We start from the raw sequence: 15,753 nt of genomic DNA, 5'->3' as shown, positions 1-15,753 counted from the left end.
CCGGCCGGTATCACAGGCTGCCCTTGGTCGATGGCATCTGGCCGGCCATGCGCGGATCCTGCTCGACCGCCGCCCGTAGTGCGCGACCGAACGCCTTGAAGATGGTTTCCGCCTGGTGGTGCGCGTTGAAACCCTTCAGGTTGTCGATGTGCAAGGTGACCTGGGCATGGTTGACGAAGCCTTGGAAGAACTCCCAGAACAGTTGGGTATCGAGCCGGCCGATGGTCGCGCGGGTGAATTCGACATCCATGAACAGCCCCGACCGCCCGGAGAAATCGATCACCACGCGAGAGAGCGCCTCGTCGAGCGGCACGTAAGCATGGCCGTAGCGACGTATGCCGCGCTTGTCGCCGATCGCCTGGGCGAACGCCTGGCCCAGGGTGATACCGAGATCCTCGACGGTATGGTGCTCGTCGATCTCGAGATCGCCCTGGGCGTCTATCGTCAGGTCGAGCATGCCGTGGCGCGCCACTTGGTCCAGCATGTGATCTAGAAAGGGGACCCCGGTCCGGCAATCGAGGCGGCCGCTGCCGTCCAGATTCACCGTCACCGTGATCTGCGTCTCGTTGGTGTCGCGCGACACCGTGGCGATGCGCTCGGACATGCGGGGGAAATCTCCCGGTACGGTTGGCGAGAATCGGCCATTATAGTGAATCGGGCGCCGCATCCGCTACAATGGCGGTGTTTATCGGGCGGCTGTCATTCGGCCGTTCTCCACCGCAGTCAAGTCGTTCCGCCGACAGGGAGACACAGGGGGCATGCCGGGAATCGCACAGCAGGTCGAGTCGCATCATCGGGCCATGCCCGGCCGCATCCGGCTCGAGTGGTGCAACGGTGGTTCCCGCCCACGAGTGCCTGCCCATGTTCGCGCACAGGGAGGATTCGAATGAAGGGGCTGGTCAGAGCACTGCTGGCGGCGATCGGTGTACTGGGAATTCTGGTCGTCGTGGCCGTGGTCTATATCACCACGTTCTTCGATCCGAACGATCTCAAGCCGCGTCTGATCGAGGCGGTCCGCAACCAGAGCGGGCTCGAACTGCGTCTCGATGGTCCATTGTCGTGGTCCTTCTATCCGCGCATCGGCGTCAGCGTCAAGGACGCCGAGGCCTGGCTTCCCGAACAGTCGCAGGACGATGCGCCCTTCGTCGGCTTCGACAGCGCCGAGGTTAGCGTGGCCTTTACGCCGCTGCTGACGGGAGACGTGTCCGTCGACGGGCTGATTCTCGATGGCATGCGTCTCAACCTGGCCCGCGACGCGCAGGGCCGGGGCAACTGGCAGGTATTGCTGGATCGCCTGGCCGGCAACGACGACGCCGGCCAGTCGGGGGAAGCGCCGCCGACATCACCGTCGCAGAATACCGCACCGTCGGAGCAGCCGGCCCAGCCCCAGAAACGAGGCCCCGGCCTGAAGGCGGGCGACGACCAGGCCGTGGCGTTCGATATCGCCAGCGTCAAGGTCTCCAACAGCCAGGTGAATTACGTCGACCAGCAGAAATCGTTGGATGTCACGCTGGCCAACCTCAGCCTGCAGAGCAGCAACGTCAGCCCGCAGTCGTCGTTCCCGGTCCAGCTGTCGTTCGATGTCGGCGGACGTCAGCCGAGCGTCGACGGCAACCTCCAGTTCAAGAGCCAGATGCGCATGGATCTCGGCGCTGGGCGCTACACCTTCGAGAACGTGACGCTCAACGGCAAGGCGCAATTGCCGGCGCTTGCCGAGCAGGCTCAGTCGCTCAACCTGAAGGTCGCCACGCTGGTCGCGGATACCCAGGCCAAGCATTATCGGGCCGACGGAATCGAACTGGGCGCCTCGCTCTACCACACGGCCATGCAGGAAACACCGCTATCGCTGGATCTCCGCGCCAATGCCGTGGCCGACCTGGAAGCCCGGACCGCCACGCTCAGCGATGTCGTCCTGAGCGGGGACGATGGGCTGAATCTCAAAGGCAATCTGGACGTCACGCAACTGGACGACACGCCGCAATACCAAGGGCGGTTGGAACTCGCGCCGCTATCGGTTCGAGACTGGCTGACGCGCTTCGGTGTCGAGGTGAACAGCGCCGATGACAAGGCGCTCACGGCGCTCTCGATGAGCGGGCCGTTCACCGCCAACGCCCAGCGTGTCGACTTCGACAAGCTGCAGTTGACGCTGGACGGCACGACGTTACAGGGCTCGCTGGGTGGCGCCTTCGACGGTCGGGCGCTGGATTTCGATCTGGCGGGTGACCAGCTCGACCTGGATCGTTATCTGCCCCCTCGGGCCCCGAGTGCGGAGGGGGCGGAGAGTGGCGACGGCAAGGACACGGCATGGCTTTCGGCGCTCGGGGTCCAGCCGGCGCTGGCCGCGGCCGAAGGTGCCGAGCTGCTGCCGGTGGACTGGCTGGCCGATCTCAAGCAGGAGGGGCATTTGACGCTCGACTCGCTCAAGGCCAAGGGCGTTCAGATGGGTGACGTCGAACTGAATACCAGCGGCAGTGGTGGTCGCCAGCGCATCGACTCGCTTGATGCCTCGCTCTATGGCGGCTCGCTGAAGGCCTCGAGCGCGCTCGATCTTCGCCAGCCGCCGATGAAGCTGTCCTTCACCGAGCGCATGAATGGGGTCGACATCGCACCGCTCTACCGGGACTTCAGTGGCAAGGATTCGCCGCTGCGTGGCAAGCTCAACCTGCAGGGCGATTTCGATTCGCGCACCAATACCGCCGAAGGACTCAAGCAGAATCTCGATGGCCAGGCGGCGCTGCGGATCGACGACGGCGCGATGCTCGATGTCAACGTGTCGCGTCAGCTGTGCAGCGCGGTAGCGACCCTGGAAGGCCGCGAGTCGACCCGCGAATGGAGCGAGGACACCGCCTTCGATCGTCTGCAGGCCAGCGTGAAAGTCGACAAGGGTGTGGCACACAACGACGATTTGGATATCGCCATTCCCGGCATCGCAGTGACCGGCAAGGGCGACGTCAACCTGGTGACCAACCGTTTCGACTATCGTGCGGCGGCGCGCTTTACCGACACCGCTGACAAGGCCGCCTGCGGCGTCAATCCACGACTGGCCAAAATCGACTTCCCGATTCGCTGTCAGGGTAACCTGAGTGATGCGCCTGGGCAGTGGTGTGGATTCGACCGTGAAGCGTTTCAGGATTCGTTGGCGAATCTCGCCACGGACGAGGCCAAGCGCAAGGCTGGCGAGCGTGTCGACAAAGAGCTGAACAAGCAGTTGGATGAAGAGACCCGTCAGAAGATCGACGACAAACTGGGGGAAGGGGCGTCCGAGAAACTCGGCAACAAGCTCCGCGATCTGTTCAATTGAACCGAGCCGGTAGCCGGCACCCTTGCGCCGACGCGATGTCGGCGCCTTCTCGCCAAGCCGTGCCACGGTTGTAGCGCCGGCTGATTTCCCGGAGCGATTCACCCTCGATGATCAACTCGATTCCACTACTCTGGAGAGGTGCTGTTTGGCGGAAATAGCTCTATCGGCCGAGGCCTTTCGCGAGCGAGTCTTCGGCTGGTTCGACGCCCACGGTCGCAAGTCGCTGCCGTGGCAGCACGACAAGACGCCCTACCGTGTCTGGGTATCGGAGATCATGCTGCAGCAGACCCAAGTCACCACCGTCATTCCCTACTTCGAGCGCTTCATGGCGCGCTTCCCCGATGTCCGGACGCTGGCGGATGCGCCCCAGGATGACGTGCTGCATCTGTGGACCGGGCTTGGCTATTACGCCCGCGCTCGCAATCTGCACAAGGCGGCCCGGGTCGTCGTCGGCGATCACGATGGCGAGTTCCCGACCCACGATCTCGAGGCGATGACGGCGCTGCCGGGGATCGGTCGTTCCACGGCCGGCGCCATCGTCAGCATCAGCACCGGCCAGCGTGCCGCGATCCTCGACGGCAACGTCAAGCGCGTGCTGGCTCGCCTGCACGCGGTGGAGGGCTGGCCGGGCAGGAGCGACGTGCTGGCGAGCCTGTGGGAACTGGCGGAGCGCTACACGCCGGAACGCCGGCTACCGGAGTACACCCAGGCGATGATGGATCTTGGCGCCATGATCTGCACACGCGGCAAGCCAAGCTGCCTGCTGTGTCCGTTCGAGGATGTCTGCGTGGCCCACGAACAGGGCGATGAGCGCCGCTATCCCGGCTCCAAGCCCAGACGCGAGTTGCCGACGCGGCGGACGCAGATGTTACTGTTGCAGGATGACACGGGCCGGGTGCTGCTCGAGCAACGTCCACCCAGCGGCCTGTGGGGCGGCCTGTGGGGCTTTCCCCAGTTCGATGGCGACAGTGAGCTGCATGACTGGCTGGAGCGGCGCTATCGAGGCTCTCACCTTGGCACTGCCTGGCAGCCGTTCATACACACGTTCACCCACTTTCGCCTGGAGATCACGCCGAGACCGGCTCGACTATCGGATCGCCGGGCCGCCACCGTGGCCGAATCGAACCAGCAGTGGGTCGATCCCGCCGCACCGGCGAATGTCGGGCTGGCGGCGCCGGTCAAGACCCTGCTGGCCACGCTGGCCCAGGCGCACGCACTTATCGACTGAGAGGAGACTGACATGGCGCAGACGGTATTCTGCCGCAAGTACCAGCAGGAGCTAGAAGCTCTGGCATTTCCGCCGCTGCCCGGTGCCAAGGGCCAGGAGATTCAGCAGACGGTCTCCAGGCGCGCCTGGGAGGAGTGGCAGGCGCTGCAGACGCGGCTGATCAACGAGAAGCATCTCAATATGCTGGACCCGCAGGCGCGGGAGTATTTGACGACGCAGATGAATCGGTTCTTCGACAATCAGGAAACGGATCACGCCGAGGGCTACGTGCCGCCTGACCAGTGATTTTCCGGCAGCGTGAAGGGAACTCATCTTTTTGAAATAAAAAGGCTTGACCCCCAAACGGCATGCTGGTTAAATGCGTCCCCGTTGGCGAGGGCCAGATAGCTCAGTTGGTAGAGCAGGGGATTGAAAATCCCCGTGTCGGCGGTTCGATTCCGTCTCTGGCCACCATCAATGCTGGGGTATCGCCAAGTGGTAAGGCACCGGTTTTTGGTATCGGCATGCGCAGGTTCGAATCCTGCTACCCCAGCCATCGCTGACGTCTCTATGCTCGCCGACATAGCTCAGTTGGTAGAGCAACTGACTTGTAATCAGTAGGTCCCGGGTTCGACTCCTGGTGTCGGCACCAGAGCTTAGAGATTGATTTAAAAGGCTTTTTAAGCCTTTCAAGAGACCGCCCTTAAAGGCGGTTTTTTTGTATGTGTCAACCAAGTGTCAACCGCGCCAGCGGGTTGAATTTTACCGCCTCCTCCAGGTGGTCGGGTGCAAAGTGCGCGTAGCGCATGGTCATTGCCAATGACTGATGCCCCAAGATCCTTTGAAGAACCAGTATGTTGCCGCCGTTCATCATGAAATGGCTGGCGAATGTGTGCCGCAGAACGTGGGTCAGTTGCCCCGGTGGTAGCTGGATCTGGCTGTCTTCAATGGCCTGCCCGAATACCTTGTATGCGTTACCGAACAGTCGCCCCACGCGTTTGCGCTGCCGTATCTGCCCGACCAGTTGCTGGTCGATGGGAACGGTTCGATTCTTGCCGGCTTTGGTGTCGACGAACGTGACGCGGTCGGCTCGGAGGTTTTCGGCGCGTAGCGTTTCGGCTTCGGACCAGCGTGCGCCCGTCGAGAGACAGATGCAGGTGATGTAGTAACAATCTCGATTGGCGAGGCTCTTAAGTCGGGTCAGCAGCGCACGGATGTCGGGTTCGGAAAGAAACGCCATTTCTTTTTCCGTAACGCGGAGCAGGCGGATGCGTGCCAACGGGTTTTCCTGATCCCAGAGCCCGAGGCGTCCGAGTTCGGAAAAGACAGCCTTGAGATAGGTGTGTTCGTGATTGACGCTGATCGGGGAGACTTCCTTGATACGCTCCGTTCGGTACTCTGCCCAGGTCTGGGACGTGAAGTGTCGAACCTTGGGATTGCCCAGTGCCTGGGCGACGTTCTTGAGCGACCTAACGCGTTCCTTCCCGCTTTTCAGCGACATCCCATGATGCGCGTACCAGAGGTCGACGAGATCGGAGAGAGTCCGGTCGTCGCGCTGAGGTTTCAGGTAGGGCGTGCCATCGGCATGCTGAGCCCGGACCTTGTTTTCGAAGCGCTGGGCCTCGGCTTTCGTAGGGAACGACTTTCGAACGCGGCGCTGCCCACGGCCTCCAGGTTGTATGTCGACCTGCCATCCCTTCGCGGTTTTCTTGATCGCCACTAAGCCGCTTTCCCCAGTAGTCGCCGCTCGACGAGCCGTTGCGAGATGAGTAGCCGTAGCTGATCTGCGTCTATCCCTCGTCGCCGGTAGTAGTTGGCGATGTCGTCCCAGGCACCGCAGCGGGTGAGGCCGTTCATGGCTTGTTGGGTGGTGAAGCCCTGGCGTGCGTAGAGCGAGATCAAGTTACCCACGACCAGGGCGACGTTCTTTTCGTTGCCGAGCCCAGGGGCCTTGCGGGCCCGTTTGTAGAGGAAGTGGGGTTCGTGATCGTAGAACCGGGCGTCTTCCTGCAGGAGCTGCCACGCGCTGTCGATAAGGTTGCGGGAGTGGTCGAGCCGGTACTTGACCATGGCGGTGCGCCAGAGGCCGGTGAGGTGGGGCACAGTGTCGATGAAGCGCTTGAAGCCGTGTTCCATGTCCAGGCATTCGCCGGTGTCGACATTGCAGGGGACGCCTTGGGCGAACTCCCGCAGCACGGATTGATGGAACCGCATCTCGATACGCCACACGTCACGGTCGGGGTCGTAGTCGGAGACGGTGGGGTCGTCGCTGGAGGCGGTGTTCCAGATGCTTTCCCAGAAGTGGATCTTGTCGCGGGCGTGGGCCTCCTTGGTCTTGTTGTAGATGCAGCACTGGAGCGCACTGGCGGTACCGAACATGAAGGTTTCGGCGTTGCCGTAGGTGGTGGCGATGGTGCCGTGGTTGAAGCTGAAATCGTAGATGCCGTCGATCTTGGTGACCTTTTTGGAACGGGTGACGAAGCGGTCCATGAAGTCTTTCGGGGGCTTCCAGCCTTGGATGTCCAGGGCGAGGTGAACGGCACAGCCCATGGGCTCGACGTAGGCCATCAGTTCCTTGGCGATGCTGTCCAGGTAGGTCTGGATATCGGCGGTGCTGCGCTCGTGGATGAAGTGGGGTGACAGCTCGATCTTGAGGTGGGTGCCGACGTCTTCGGCCTTGGTGTGCCGGGCGTAGAACAGGACGATGACGCCAAGCTCGTTGTTCTGGAGCCGGTAGCGGAAGCCGCTGTTGGTGTTGCCGGCGCCGACGATCCAGGTGGTGCCGAACAGGTCGATGGTGGCGCCACGTCCCTCGCGGTACGTCTCGATGATCCGGTCGAACAGGTGTATGCACGGCTTGCCGGCGTAAAGCTGACGCACGGTGTCGACGCCAGTGTGGAGAAGCTTGATGTGGCCGAGTTGCTGCTGGCCCTTGGGACTTAGAAAAAGCCGACCCCTGGGGTCTTCACGGTCTTCGATAAGTGACTCGATGGAGTAGCGTTCCCAGCGTTTCATGGCTTGTTCCTCGTAATGGCGGTCAATGACGGTTTATGACGGTTTCGATAGTTAATCTGCGAGACGTGTTACAGGGAGGGTCTCGCCACCTTCCGAGCCTGGGCGGACTGGTTGACTACCGTTGATCCACGACAGATTCGCTCAGGCTCACTAGTCATTGATCCCCGGCAGTCTGCATTTCGGCCGCTTGTCGATTCCGTAATAGATAGCGTTTTCATTGGGTTAGGAAATTTACGGGGTTATGGCCATAACGATGATGGCGATGACCAGGAGATGCAGCGGGTACCAGGAGAGCCGGAGCTGGCGCGGTATGGCCGGCACCGGGACGTCGAAGCGTAGCGAGCCGTTGGCCAGCAGGACGAGCGTCATGGCCGTGGCGGTGCTGATCAGCATGTGTAGCGGTGTTCCGTTGATCATGGCGGCCAGGAGCAATGCCGGGATCGCGGCGACGGTGCGGTGTGGGTAGCGATAGGCCAGCACGAACGCTGGCACCAGGAGCAGCCCAAACAGGCCGTATTCGACATGGGGGCTGATCGAGAGGGCCAGGATGACCAGGACGATACCAATGGCGGCCTGGAGGGTGCGTTCCTGGAGCTGCTGCAGGGCGATGACGGAGAGCATGCCCAGGGCGAGGGTGAAGCAGACGTTCAACTTGTCCGGGGTGATCACCAGGGCATAGGGCAACTGCGCCAGGGAGCCTACCCAGAGCAGCCGAAGGCCGTATCGAGCCGGCCGACGAGTGTTGTGGAGGAGATGCCACGCGACCATGCCGGCGAACAGCGGGAAGGCGACGCGGCCGAGGGTGATGGCCCAGGGCGTGAACGCGGCATCGGGCCAGAGGTATTTGGAGACGTGCTCGACGGTCATGGCCAGGATCGCGAGCCACTGGGCGAGCGGTACCCAGGTATTGTGGGACGACTCCGAACACAAGATGTTGTGCCGGTTCAGCTGACTTTTGCTACCACATATTGTGTTCATGACGTGACCTCCTGGGTGGGTAGCACGGTGGCCTGGAGCAGCACATAGAGATTGCTGGTCTGGGAGCTGGTCGAGGTGGAGCGGAACAGACCGCCGATGACGGGGATATCGGAGAGCACCGGGACGGAGTTCTCCTGGCGGCGGTTTTCTTCGGAGACGAGGCCGCCCAGGAGCACCGACTGGCCGGACTGGATCTGGACCGTGGTGGCGATGCTGCGCTGGTTGGTGATGATGTCCGAGGCCAATAGCGAGTCCGTCAAGCTGTCGGCGGCGGTGTTGACGTCCATGACCACCAACCCCGAGGGGGTGACCACCGGGAACACGTTGAGGGTGATGCCGATGTCCTTGCGCTCGATGGTCTGGAACGGGTTTTCGATATTGGCCGCTTCTCCGGTAATTCGCCCGGTGATGAACGGCACGTTCTGGCCGACGCTGATGGTGCCGCGCTGACCCGAGAGGGTGAGGATCTGCGGCGTGGAGAGTACGCGGGCGTTGGAATCGCGGCGGATGGCGTTCACCGCGAGCGCGAGGGTGTCGCCGTCGAAGATCCCGAACGAGGCCCCGGGCACGGAGAGCGCGTTACCCAGGCTGGAGGTGTTGAAGCCGCCGGCGGGGTTGCTGCCGTTCCTGGCCCGACCGAACGCGACACCGAGATCGAAGGTATCGCCATCGCTGGTTTCGAAGATGATGGCGCGGATCAGCACCTGGGCGCGGGTGACATCGATCTGCGGCAGTAGCTGCTCCAGTGCGTCGATCCGATCCTGGGGGCCGTTGACCAGGAGCGCGTTGGCGGCGTGGAGGATCTGGGCATTGGCGGCGGTGAGGCTGCCGGTGGTGGTCTGCGCGAGGAACGCATCGACCAGGGGCGCGAGATCGTCGGCCCGAAGGTGGGTAATCGGCAGCACGCGGGAGACGGTGGGTTGGAGCGGTTCCGGGGTGCCGATCTGGGCCATGAACGTCTGTTGAGACCGAGCGGGTACCAGCGTCGGCGGATTGCCGGGGACGAGCTGATAGCCGTGGGACTGCATCACGCCCTGGAAGAACTCGGGGAGCTGATCGTCAGGAACATCCGGGGCGTAGACGGTCAGCGTGCCGTCGACGCGGGGATCGATGGCGATGGGTGTGGCGGTTTCCTGGGAATACCAGTGGACGAACTCCCGCACGTCGGCGCCCTGCATATCGATGGGCATGGCGTGAGCGGAGACGGCAGAGAACGAGGCCGCGAGGGTGAGCGCGGCCAGGGCGTGTCTAGCAACCGATGTCGGCATGTTGGGCTCCAGATTCGAGGCGGAGGTGACAGGCACCCATCGGGACGAGGGAGAGCCCTTGGCGCTCGAGATCGTCACTGGTGAGAGGTTGTTTGTCGCCGTCCAGGAGTCGATAGGTGGTGAGGTCGCCCAGCTGGGCATACCCGGTGATCCGCGCCCGTTGGTAGGCCGTGAGGTCGACCGTGGGGGCGGGGGTGTCGGGCGTGGCCTCCGGGTCCGGTCGGCTGTTGCGCGCATCGACTTCATCGATGACCAGCACGGACGTGGTGAGGACGATTCCCAGAACGAAAGCGGCGACCGCCATCAACGGTCGGTTGAAGCGTTTCCAGTAGATGCGGGTCAGGCGCATGAAGAACCTCGCGTCGCGGGGCACGCGGAACACGCCATGGGTGAGCCACGGCGGCAGCATGGAATAGGTCTGGTGGGGATAGGCGTCGGAGAACGCCTGCTTGGTGTCATAGGCCGGGTAGAGGGAACGGCCGGTATAGGTCCAGCGCTCGACGACGAGGCTTTGCGGAGAATCGCCGTACTTGACGATGCCGAGGTGGACCTTGGGCATCGGCAGCTTGCCGCCGGCGAACATCGACCACAGCGAGCCGATGAACGGAATCGAGAGGCGATCCAGGCGACGGCAGTAGACGACGTGTTCCGCCAGGGCAACGCGGGCCTGCTTATCCATGATCGAGAGATCCTGGATCAGGAAAATGATGTCCCAGCCGAGCTTTCGGGCGTGGAGAAACCAGTCGATGACCGCCTGGCGTGACTTGTCCGCCCAGGATCGGGAGTTGAACCAGGTACCGCACTCGTCGAGCACCAGGAGACCGTTCTTGGCCTCGTCGTAGCTTTCGTTGCCCCTACCGATCGCTTCCAGGTCGGCCAACTGGGGCTTATCCGGGATGCGATAGACGCGGGTGTTCCTAGCCTTCTCCCCGATCAGTTTGTTCAGCCGGAGATCCAGGTTGGTGGCCACCGGGCAGCCGCGGTTGAGCTTGTCCTTGATCTTGCCCACCGCGACCAGGGTTTTGCCCGCGCCGAGTTTGCCGGTGACGACGTAGACGGCCATTAGAGCGTGCTCGTCACGAAGGAGACGAACTTCGTCGAAATCGAGAAGAAGAACGAGATGGCTTTGGCCGCGATAATGACCGTCAGACACTCACCGAAATTATCGGGAAGAACGCGCTGGATGCCTTCGAATAGCATAGGTGGCATGACGACCTGGATGCTATCAAAGAGGGGAGAAATCTTGTCCCAGAGATATTCGATACAGAGCTTAAGGATATAGACCTTGATCAAAATCACGGTCCAAATCAGTCCGATCTTGAAGTAGTAAATGCGGAAGCGTGCGAGGATGTTCCCTTCGGCAATCGCTTCAACCAAGGCGAACCAAATCCGACTGCCAATACCGATAAGCGCTGCGAGTGGCATCGTTATTATCTCCGTTTAATGGGGTCGAGCGTTGAACATGGTTGTAATAACGACGTAAGCCGTCAGCGCGTACATGATCCAGGCGAGTGCATCGCGGATAAGATCGAAGATTTCGCAGTCGATGGTGAAGCTGTAGACCTCACCCGGTGCGAAGACGAGAGGGGTGCAGGAAGGCGCGGGGACGGTGGGCATCATGGATTGCCCCCACGACTGCATGTCGTCAACCACGCCGGTCAGCGTGTCGTCAGTACCGTCAACGTACTTCGAGAGATCCGAGCCGAGCCCTTCAACCGCTTGGTTGACCAGAGCGGCATTACCTTCATCGCTGCCATATTTGGCGTCGTAGTCGGCCTGGGTAGGGGCGCCATCAGCGATAGCGGAAAAACGATCTTCGGCGGCCTGATTGCCTTCATCGACGGAAGCCTTCACGTCATCGACGGCATTGGTAACGCCAGTAACCTTATCGACGAGGTTGTTGAAGCCATTGTTGATCGCGCTGCGGACGCCGGCTATGGCATCCAGAACGGCATCGAGACCATCACCGGAATCGCCGTCACCATCGCCGCTATCACCACCGGACGATCCACCATCCCCACTACCGCCCCCTGATGAGCCGCCACCACCAGAGCCGCCGCCACCGCCAGAACCACCGCCGGATGAACCGCCACCAGAGCCACCGGAATCACCACCGGAGGAACCGCCATCAGAGCCGCCAGTATCGCCAGTATCACCGCCGTCACTGCCGCCAGAGTTGCCGCCGTCATTGGAGTCATCGATAACATCCCCGTTTTCGTCGACGTTATATTCCGTCGGTTCGCTCGTACCGGTGTAGCAATAAGACTTGCCGCCGCTGCTGTAATAGCCCCCCGAGCAGCTAGCGGGATCGTCGGTTTGCTGAAATAACGGTTCTTCGACAATGCCAGGTGAAGACTCAGGATCGTTTTCTTCATCTGTCGATTCAGCGACCCAATTAGAGAGACAGGTTTGTGTGCCGTCATCGTTGTTATAACAGGGCATAACGCCGCCGGTAGACGTCACTCGGCAAGCGCCCAGGTTCACTGTCGTGCGAGATTGGCCACCTAGATCTTGAGGTAAGCCGGAAATTTCGCGAGAGCCGCCATATTTAGCCTGACATTGCTCGTCTGTATATGAGCCGCCGTACACTTGATACTGCGAATAGATATCCGGATTAACACTATCAGTAAACGCAGCATCCCAGCCAACGACTGCAGGATAACCCTTATCGCAACTAGTGCCGGTTATCCAGAAAACACGACCTTGTTCATCAGGAACAACGTTAACACGATAGAATTTAGAGGTTGCTTCGGCGATCAAAAGGGGGCAGTTAGAAAGGTCCGAGTTAGCTTTTCCTGTTGACTTAGTAACACCAGCATAGGCAGTCGATGAAAAAGCAAAGGCAAAAATAACCAAAAGAAGGATTCGCATAAGTCACCAACAAAAAAGGAGCCCCGGAAGGCCCCTTGAGTCACCGGCCCCGGTGTACGCCCAGGGCGGAGATCGGGGCCGGTTGAACCACCGGATCAGGTGGCTTTGTTGGCGAACTTCTTGAACAGGCCGATGGCGAGTAGCGAGCCAACGACACCGACTACGACCGGCCACGCTTCGGCAGCCATACCGGTTGCCTGGACGCTCAGCGTGGAGAACGCTTCCGACCAGGGCTGGCTGCCCTCGGAGGCCATGGCGGCACCAGTGCCAGCGAGTGAACCGGCACCGACCAGAGCGGCTTTGCCGGAGACGGACTTGGCGATGTTGCGGGTACGAGCGACAGCGTTTTTCAGTTGAGTTTTCATAGTGTTTTTTCCATGAATTGTTTGAACGCGAGTGTGGACTTACCCCACGCCCAACCTAGGGCGTAGGCTCCTAACAGGTAGCCGATGAGGGTTGCGGAACTCATCGTTGGCCACCCTTGATTGCACCAAGCCCGAAGCAAGCCACGAGCCCGATACAAAAGATGAGGAGGCAGAGTTGATCGAACTGTTCTGCGGTCATGGCTGCCTCCTCGTTGTCGGTGAATGCGTCTGGTGATGAATCAGGGGTTCAGGGTTACGCCTTGGCGGATTCCGGCTTGGCGTTGCTGGACGGTGCCGATCCGGCGCCCTTGGGTCGACGGGCGGCGATGACGTGCATCGAAGTGGTTTGTTGCTTGTTCTGGCCCGCGCGGACCATGCGCAGTTCGATGTCGAGTTCGAGATTGCACGGCAGCTCGACCCCAGCGTTACGAATCTGATCGACGATGGAAAAATCGGCGGACATGTCGGAGCACTGCATACCGACCTGATTGTCGTTGTCGGCGTCGACTTCGTTGATGACGCTGAGCTTGCCGCCCTTGCGGCCGTCGAATTCGTAGCGAGAGGCACCGGAGACGCGAGCGACGATGGTGTTAATCATGGACATGGTTTGGTTCCTTTTAGCGTTGGTACTGGGTTGCCAGGGTGTGGCAGTGGCGAGCGAGTACGACTAGCTCTGTTAGGTCGGATGACTCGGGATCGAGCATCCGGGTTAAGTGTTCGGCCTGGGCGTAGAGGAGCGCGGCGTGACCGAAATCGCGCCCCTGGAGACACCGCCGAGCCCGCTCCCTCAGAACTCGGGGCTCCGGGCAGGCGTCTGCCCACCCGACACCGCCTGCCATCGGTCGTGAAGCACGGCGGCCGATCCCGCACCCCCCGTCAACCCGTGCTGCGCAGGGTATGACGGGGGGCACGGTTCCGGCCTGGGAGGCCGTGCGACCGATGGGCGACGGGTGACGGGCAGGCAGGAACATGATTAGAGCCCCGGTTCCGGGCGGGCCGGAGAAGGGTCACCTTCCAGGACGGAGCGGTCGCCGCGCTCAAGTTGGGCAAGGCCGTACTGAAAGAGCCGTTCGCCCAGGGCGGAAGGGGTCAGGCGGTTGGTGCCAGCCTGGACGAGAAACCGGGAGTGGTCGCTCTGATCCAGGAACACGCGAACGGGTTGTTTCTTCGCGGTGGTCATTGGGTGTTCCTCGTGTGGGTGGGTGCTGCTGGAATGCTGCGATGCGCATTCAGGAGTGAACGCGTAATCGCTTTGGGGAGAAAAAAGGCCCGTGACGCCGGGGAAGCCTGTCGGGCTGGGAACGACGAGCAGGCGGAAGCGCCACGGACCAAGGGGAACGCGGTTGGGGCGGAAAGCGGGGACAAAAAAATGGCCCGGTAAGCGCCACCAGGGAAGATGGTTGACTTACGGGCCGGAAAAGATCGCTTTCTGTGGAAGGCGACCATGAACTCGGTGGAGGCGACATCGATTAGGAGAATCGAATTTAGCCTAATGCGGAAATTGTCGCCGTTCTGCGTCGCCGGGGCAAAGTCAATTTTGACATCGTAATAATATTTTACAATCTCTAGCCAGACTTCAGACCAAAGACGAAGGAAGGTAGCGCTTATCGGTAGGAGAACGTCGATGGAAAGTAAGCGAGAGATACAACCGGCATGAAAAACCCGCGTACGGCATAAGGCTTGGTTGAGCCATACACCGACGCGGGCTGGGAGTGCGTCAACTGATCGAGTCAGGACGTCATTTTTTTGATGACACTGTTCATGGTCGATTTGTAACTGTGCGAGCCGACGAGCGAGCTCATCCGCAGTACGACTAAGGGATAGGGGCCCACCCGGTAGACCGGATGCACAGGTTGATGCTACGCCCTCCGCACGGGGGGAAGCAACCTCGCCGAATGGATAATGACCAAAAGAAACCCGGCCATGGGAAACGTTCAGCGGGGAGCGTTTGCCATGCCGGGTTGAAGCGGCCGCAGGGAAGCAACCAGAACTGGAAATCTTGGCGCGTGTGTCAGCGCAGACATATGTTACCAAATGTATCGGAAAAGTTACGGTTTGATTAAGAGCTGAATACGACGCTTTCTCTGAAAGTTGTGTAGGAGATCGACGATTCATGACCATTCCTCCTCATCGAGGCATTCGCACTGGAGGAGGGCGACGTTGATCATCAGGCGGCGACCGATCTTGCGAGACGGCAGATAGCCACGGCGAAGGTGGCCTTCAATGGTGTCGAGAGACAGTCCGGAGAGTTCGGAGAAGCGCTCTTTGGTCATGAGTGGCACGAGGGCCGGGACCTGGGGCGTTTTGCTTGCTTCCATTGTCGTAAGCCGCCTGTGTTTGTCTGTGGTAGGCTTTTTCTGATTCACGTCGGGATTGAGTAGAGTGTACCCGTACGCGAGGACACCGTTAGAAGGTATACCCTTGGGCGAGTATATGGCAAGCGATTTAGCAAAAAGAATTCGCCTTATCCGTGAAGTGGAGACTTCAGGGCGCGCGGAGTTTTCGCAAGTCACTGGAATTTCTAAGAAAACCATTGAGGGTGTGGAGCAATCTGGTCGTACCCCTAAGGGGGAACTGCTCGAGGCTGTTTGCCTTCAGTGGCCGAAATACTCTCTATGGCTGATGACAGGGCAAGTGAATGAAGCGGCAGGGCAGATAAGCCCAGAGATAGAGGCGACAAGAGATCGGCTTAAGCCGACCGGAACGGATACAGGATCGCGAAGCGAGTAAGGGATCGCTGGTACCAGG

16 protein-coding genes and 3 tRNA genes are annotated in these 15,753 nt (G+C 60.8%); 6 read left to right on the top strand and 13 right to left on the bottom strand.

Annotated elements, in window-relative coordinates; translation table 11 throughout:
* Positions 1-10: 10 nt before the first annotated feature.
* A complete protein-coding gene (gene hisB / locus DOM54_RS04020; RefSeq protein WP_110708031.1) occupies positions 11-604 on the bottom strand; it encodes an imidazoleglycerol-phosphate dehydratase HisB in 594 nt (197 codons plus the stop codon).
* A 282-nt stretch (positions 605-886) separates the two neighbouring features.
* On the opposite strand from hisB, the gene DOM54_RS04015 reads away from it, so the two are divergent.
* From DOM54_RS04015 to DOM54_RS03990, 6 genes are all read left to right on the top strand, one after another.
* Entirely contained in the window at positions 887-3,301 is a 2,415-nt protein-coding gene (locus DOM54_RS04015) for an AsmA family protein (protein ID WP_110715060.1), read from the top strand.
* A 145-nt stretch (positions 3,302-3,446) separates the two neighbouring features.
* Complete coding sequence (gene mutY / locus DOM54_RS04010) at positions 3,447-4,529, top strand: A/G-specific adenine glycosylase (RefSeq protein ID WP_110715059.1); 1,083 nt, start codon at positions 3,447-3,449, stop codon at positions 4,527-4,529.
* A 12-nt stretch (positions 4,530-4,541) separates the two neighbouring features.
* Entirely contained in the window at positions 4,542-4,814 is a 273-nt protein-coding gene (locus DOM54_RS04005) for an oxidative damage protection protein (protein ID WP_110715058.1), read from the top strand.
* A 92-nt stretch (positions 4,815-4,906) separates the two neighbouring features.
* Positions 4,907-4,982, top strand: a tRNA-Phe gene (locus DOM54_RS04000).
* A 7-nt stretch (positions 4,983-4,989) separates the two neighbouring features.
* Positions 4,990-5,064, top strand: a tRNA-Gln gene (locus tag DOM54_RS03995).
* Between the two features lie 20 nt (positions 5,065-5,084).
* Positions 5,085-5,160: transfer RNA gene (locus DOM54_RS03990), tRNA-Thr, on the top strand.
* A 75-nt stretch (positions 5,161-5,235) separates the two neighbouring features.
* Here the strand turns inward: DOM54_RS03990 and DOM54_RS03985 are convergent.
* The 12 genes from DOM54_RS03985 to DOM54_RS03930 all read right to left on the bottom strand — a co-directional run bounded on the left by DOM54_RS03985 (position 5,236) and on the right by DOM54_RS03930 (position 15,323).
* Complete coding sequence (locus tag DOM54_RS03985) at positions 5,236-6,228, bottom strand: phage integrase (protein ID WP_110715057.1); 993 nt, start codon at positions 6,226-6,228, stop codon at positions 5,236-5,238.
* Positions 6,228-7,523, bottom strand: coding sequence for a hypothetical protein (locus tag DOM54_RS03980; protein ID WP_110715056.1), 1,296 nt, complete (start codon positions 7,521-7,523; stop codon positions 6,228-6,230). Before DOM54_RS03980 ends, DOM54_RS03985 begins: the two co-directional genes overlap by 1 nt.
* Positions 7,524-7,754: 231 nt before the next feature.
* Positions 7,755-8,501 carry a TraX family protein gene (locus tag DOM54_RS03975; RefSeq protein ID WP_110715055.1) on the bottom strand — a complete coding sequence of 249 codons (747 nt, stop codon included), beginning with the start codon at positions 8,499-8,501 and terminating at the stop codon, positions 7,755-7,757.
* Entirely contained in the window at positions 8,498-9,769 is a 1,272-nt protein-coding gene (locus DOM54_RS03970; RefSeq protein WP_110715054.1) for a secretin N-terminal domain-containing protein, read from the bottom strand. Before DOM54_RS03970 ends, DOM54_RS03975 begins: the two co-directional genes overlap by 4 nt.
* Entirely contained in the window at positions 9,750-10,832 is a 1,083-nt protein-coding gene (locus DOM54_RS03965) for a zonular occludens toxin domain-containing protein (protein WP_110715053.1), read from the bottom strand. Before DOM54_RS03965 ends, DOM54_RS03970 begins: the two co-directional genes overlap by 20 nt.
* Positions 10,832-11,194: a DUF5455 family protein gene (locus tag DOM54_RS03960; protein ID WP_110715052.1), complete on the bottom strand. Its 363-nt coding sequence runs from the start codon at positions 11,192-11,194 to the stop codon at positions 10,832-10,834. Before DOM54_RS03960 ends, DOM54_RS03965 begins: the two co-directional genes overlap by 1 nt.
* A 15-nt stretch (positions 11,195-11,209) precedes the next feature.
* Positions 11,210-12,640, bottom strand: a complete 1,431-nt coding sequence (locus DOM54_RS20235) for a hypothetical protein (RefSeq protein ID WP_206019000.1) — start codon at positions 12,638-12,640, stop codon at positions 11,210-11,212.
* Positions 12,641-12,735: 95 nt separating this feature from the next.
* A complete protein-coding gene (locus DOM54_RS03950; RefSeq protein ID WP_110715051.1) occupies positions 12,736-13,005 on the bottom strand; it encodes a major coat protein in 270 nt (89 codons plus the stop codon).
* 100 nt (positions 13,006-13,105) lie between these two features.
* The gene (locus DOM54_RS20570; RefSeq protein ID WP_420852727.1) at positions 13,106-13,204 is read right to left on the bottom strand and encodes a tail virion protein G7P-2; all 99 of its coding nucleotides are present in this window, start codon (positions 13,202-13,204) and stop codon (positions 13,106-13,108) included.
* 54 nt (positions 13,205-13,258) lie between these two features.
* Positions 13,259-13,609: a hypothetical protein gene (locus DOM54_RS03945; RefSeq protein ID WP_240613755.1), complete on the bottom strand. Its 351-nt coding sequence runs from the start codon at positions 13,607-13,609 to the stop codon at positions 13,259-13,261.
* A 369-nt stretch (positions 13,610-13,978) separates the two neighbouring features.
* Positions 13,979-14,185, bottom strand: a complete 207-nt coding sequence (locus DOM54_RS03935; RefSeq protein WP_110598145.1) for a hypothetical protein — start codon at positions 14,183-14,185, stop codon at positions 13,979-13,981.
* Between the two features lie 931 nt (positions 14,186-15,116).
* A complete protein-coding gene (locus DOM54_RS03930) occupies positions 15,117-15,323 on the bottom strand; it encodes a DNA-binding protein (RefSeq protein ID WP_110715049.1) in 207 nt (68 codons plus the stop codon).
* Between the last annotated feature and the right edge of the window lie 430 nt (positions 15,324-15,753).

Origin of the sequence: Salinicola acroporae (genome assembly GCF_003206615.1) — a bacterium.
In the GTDB taxonomy this organism is placed as follows: Bacteria; Pseudomonadota; Gammaproteobacteria; order Pseudomonadales; family Halomonadaceae; genus Salinicola; species Salinicola acroporae.
This window is presented reverse-complemented; position numbering and strand designations above follow the sequence as displayed.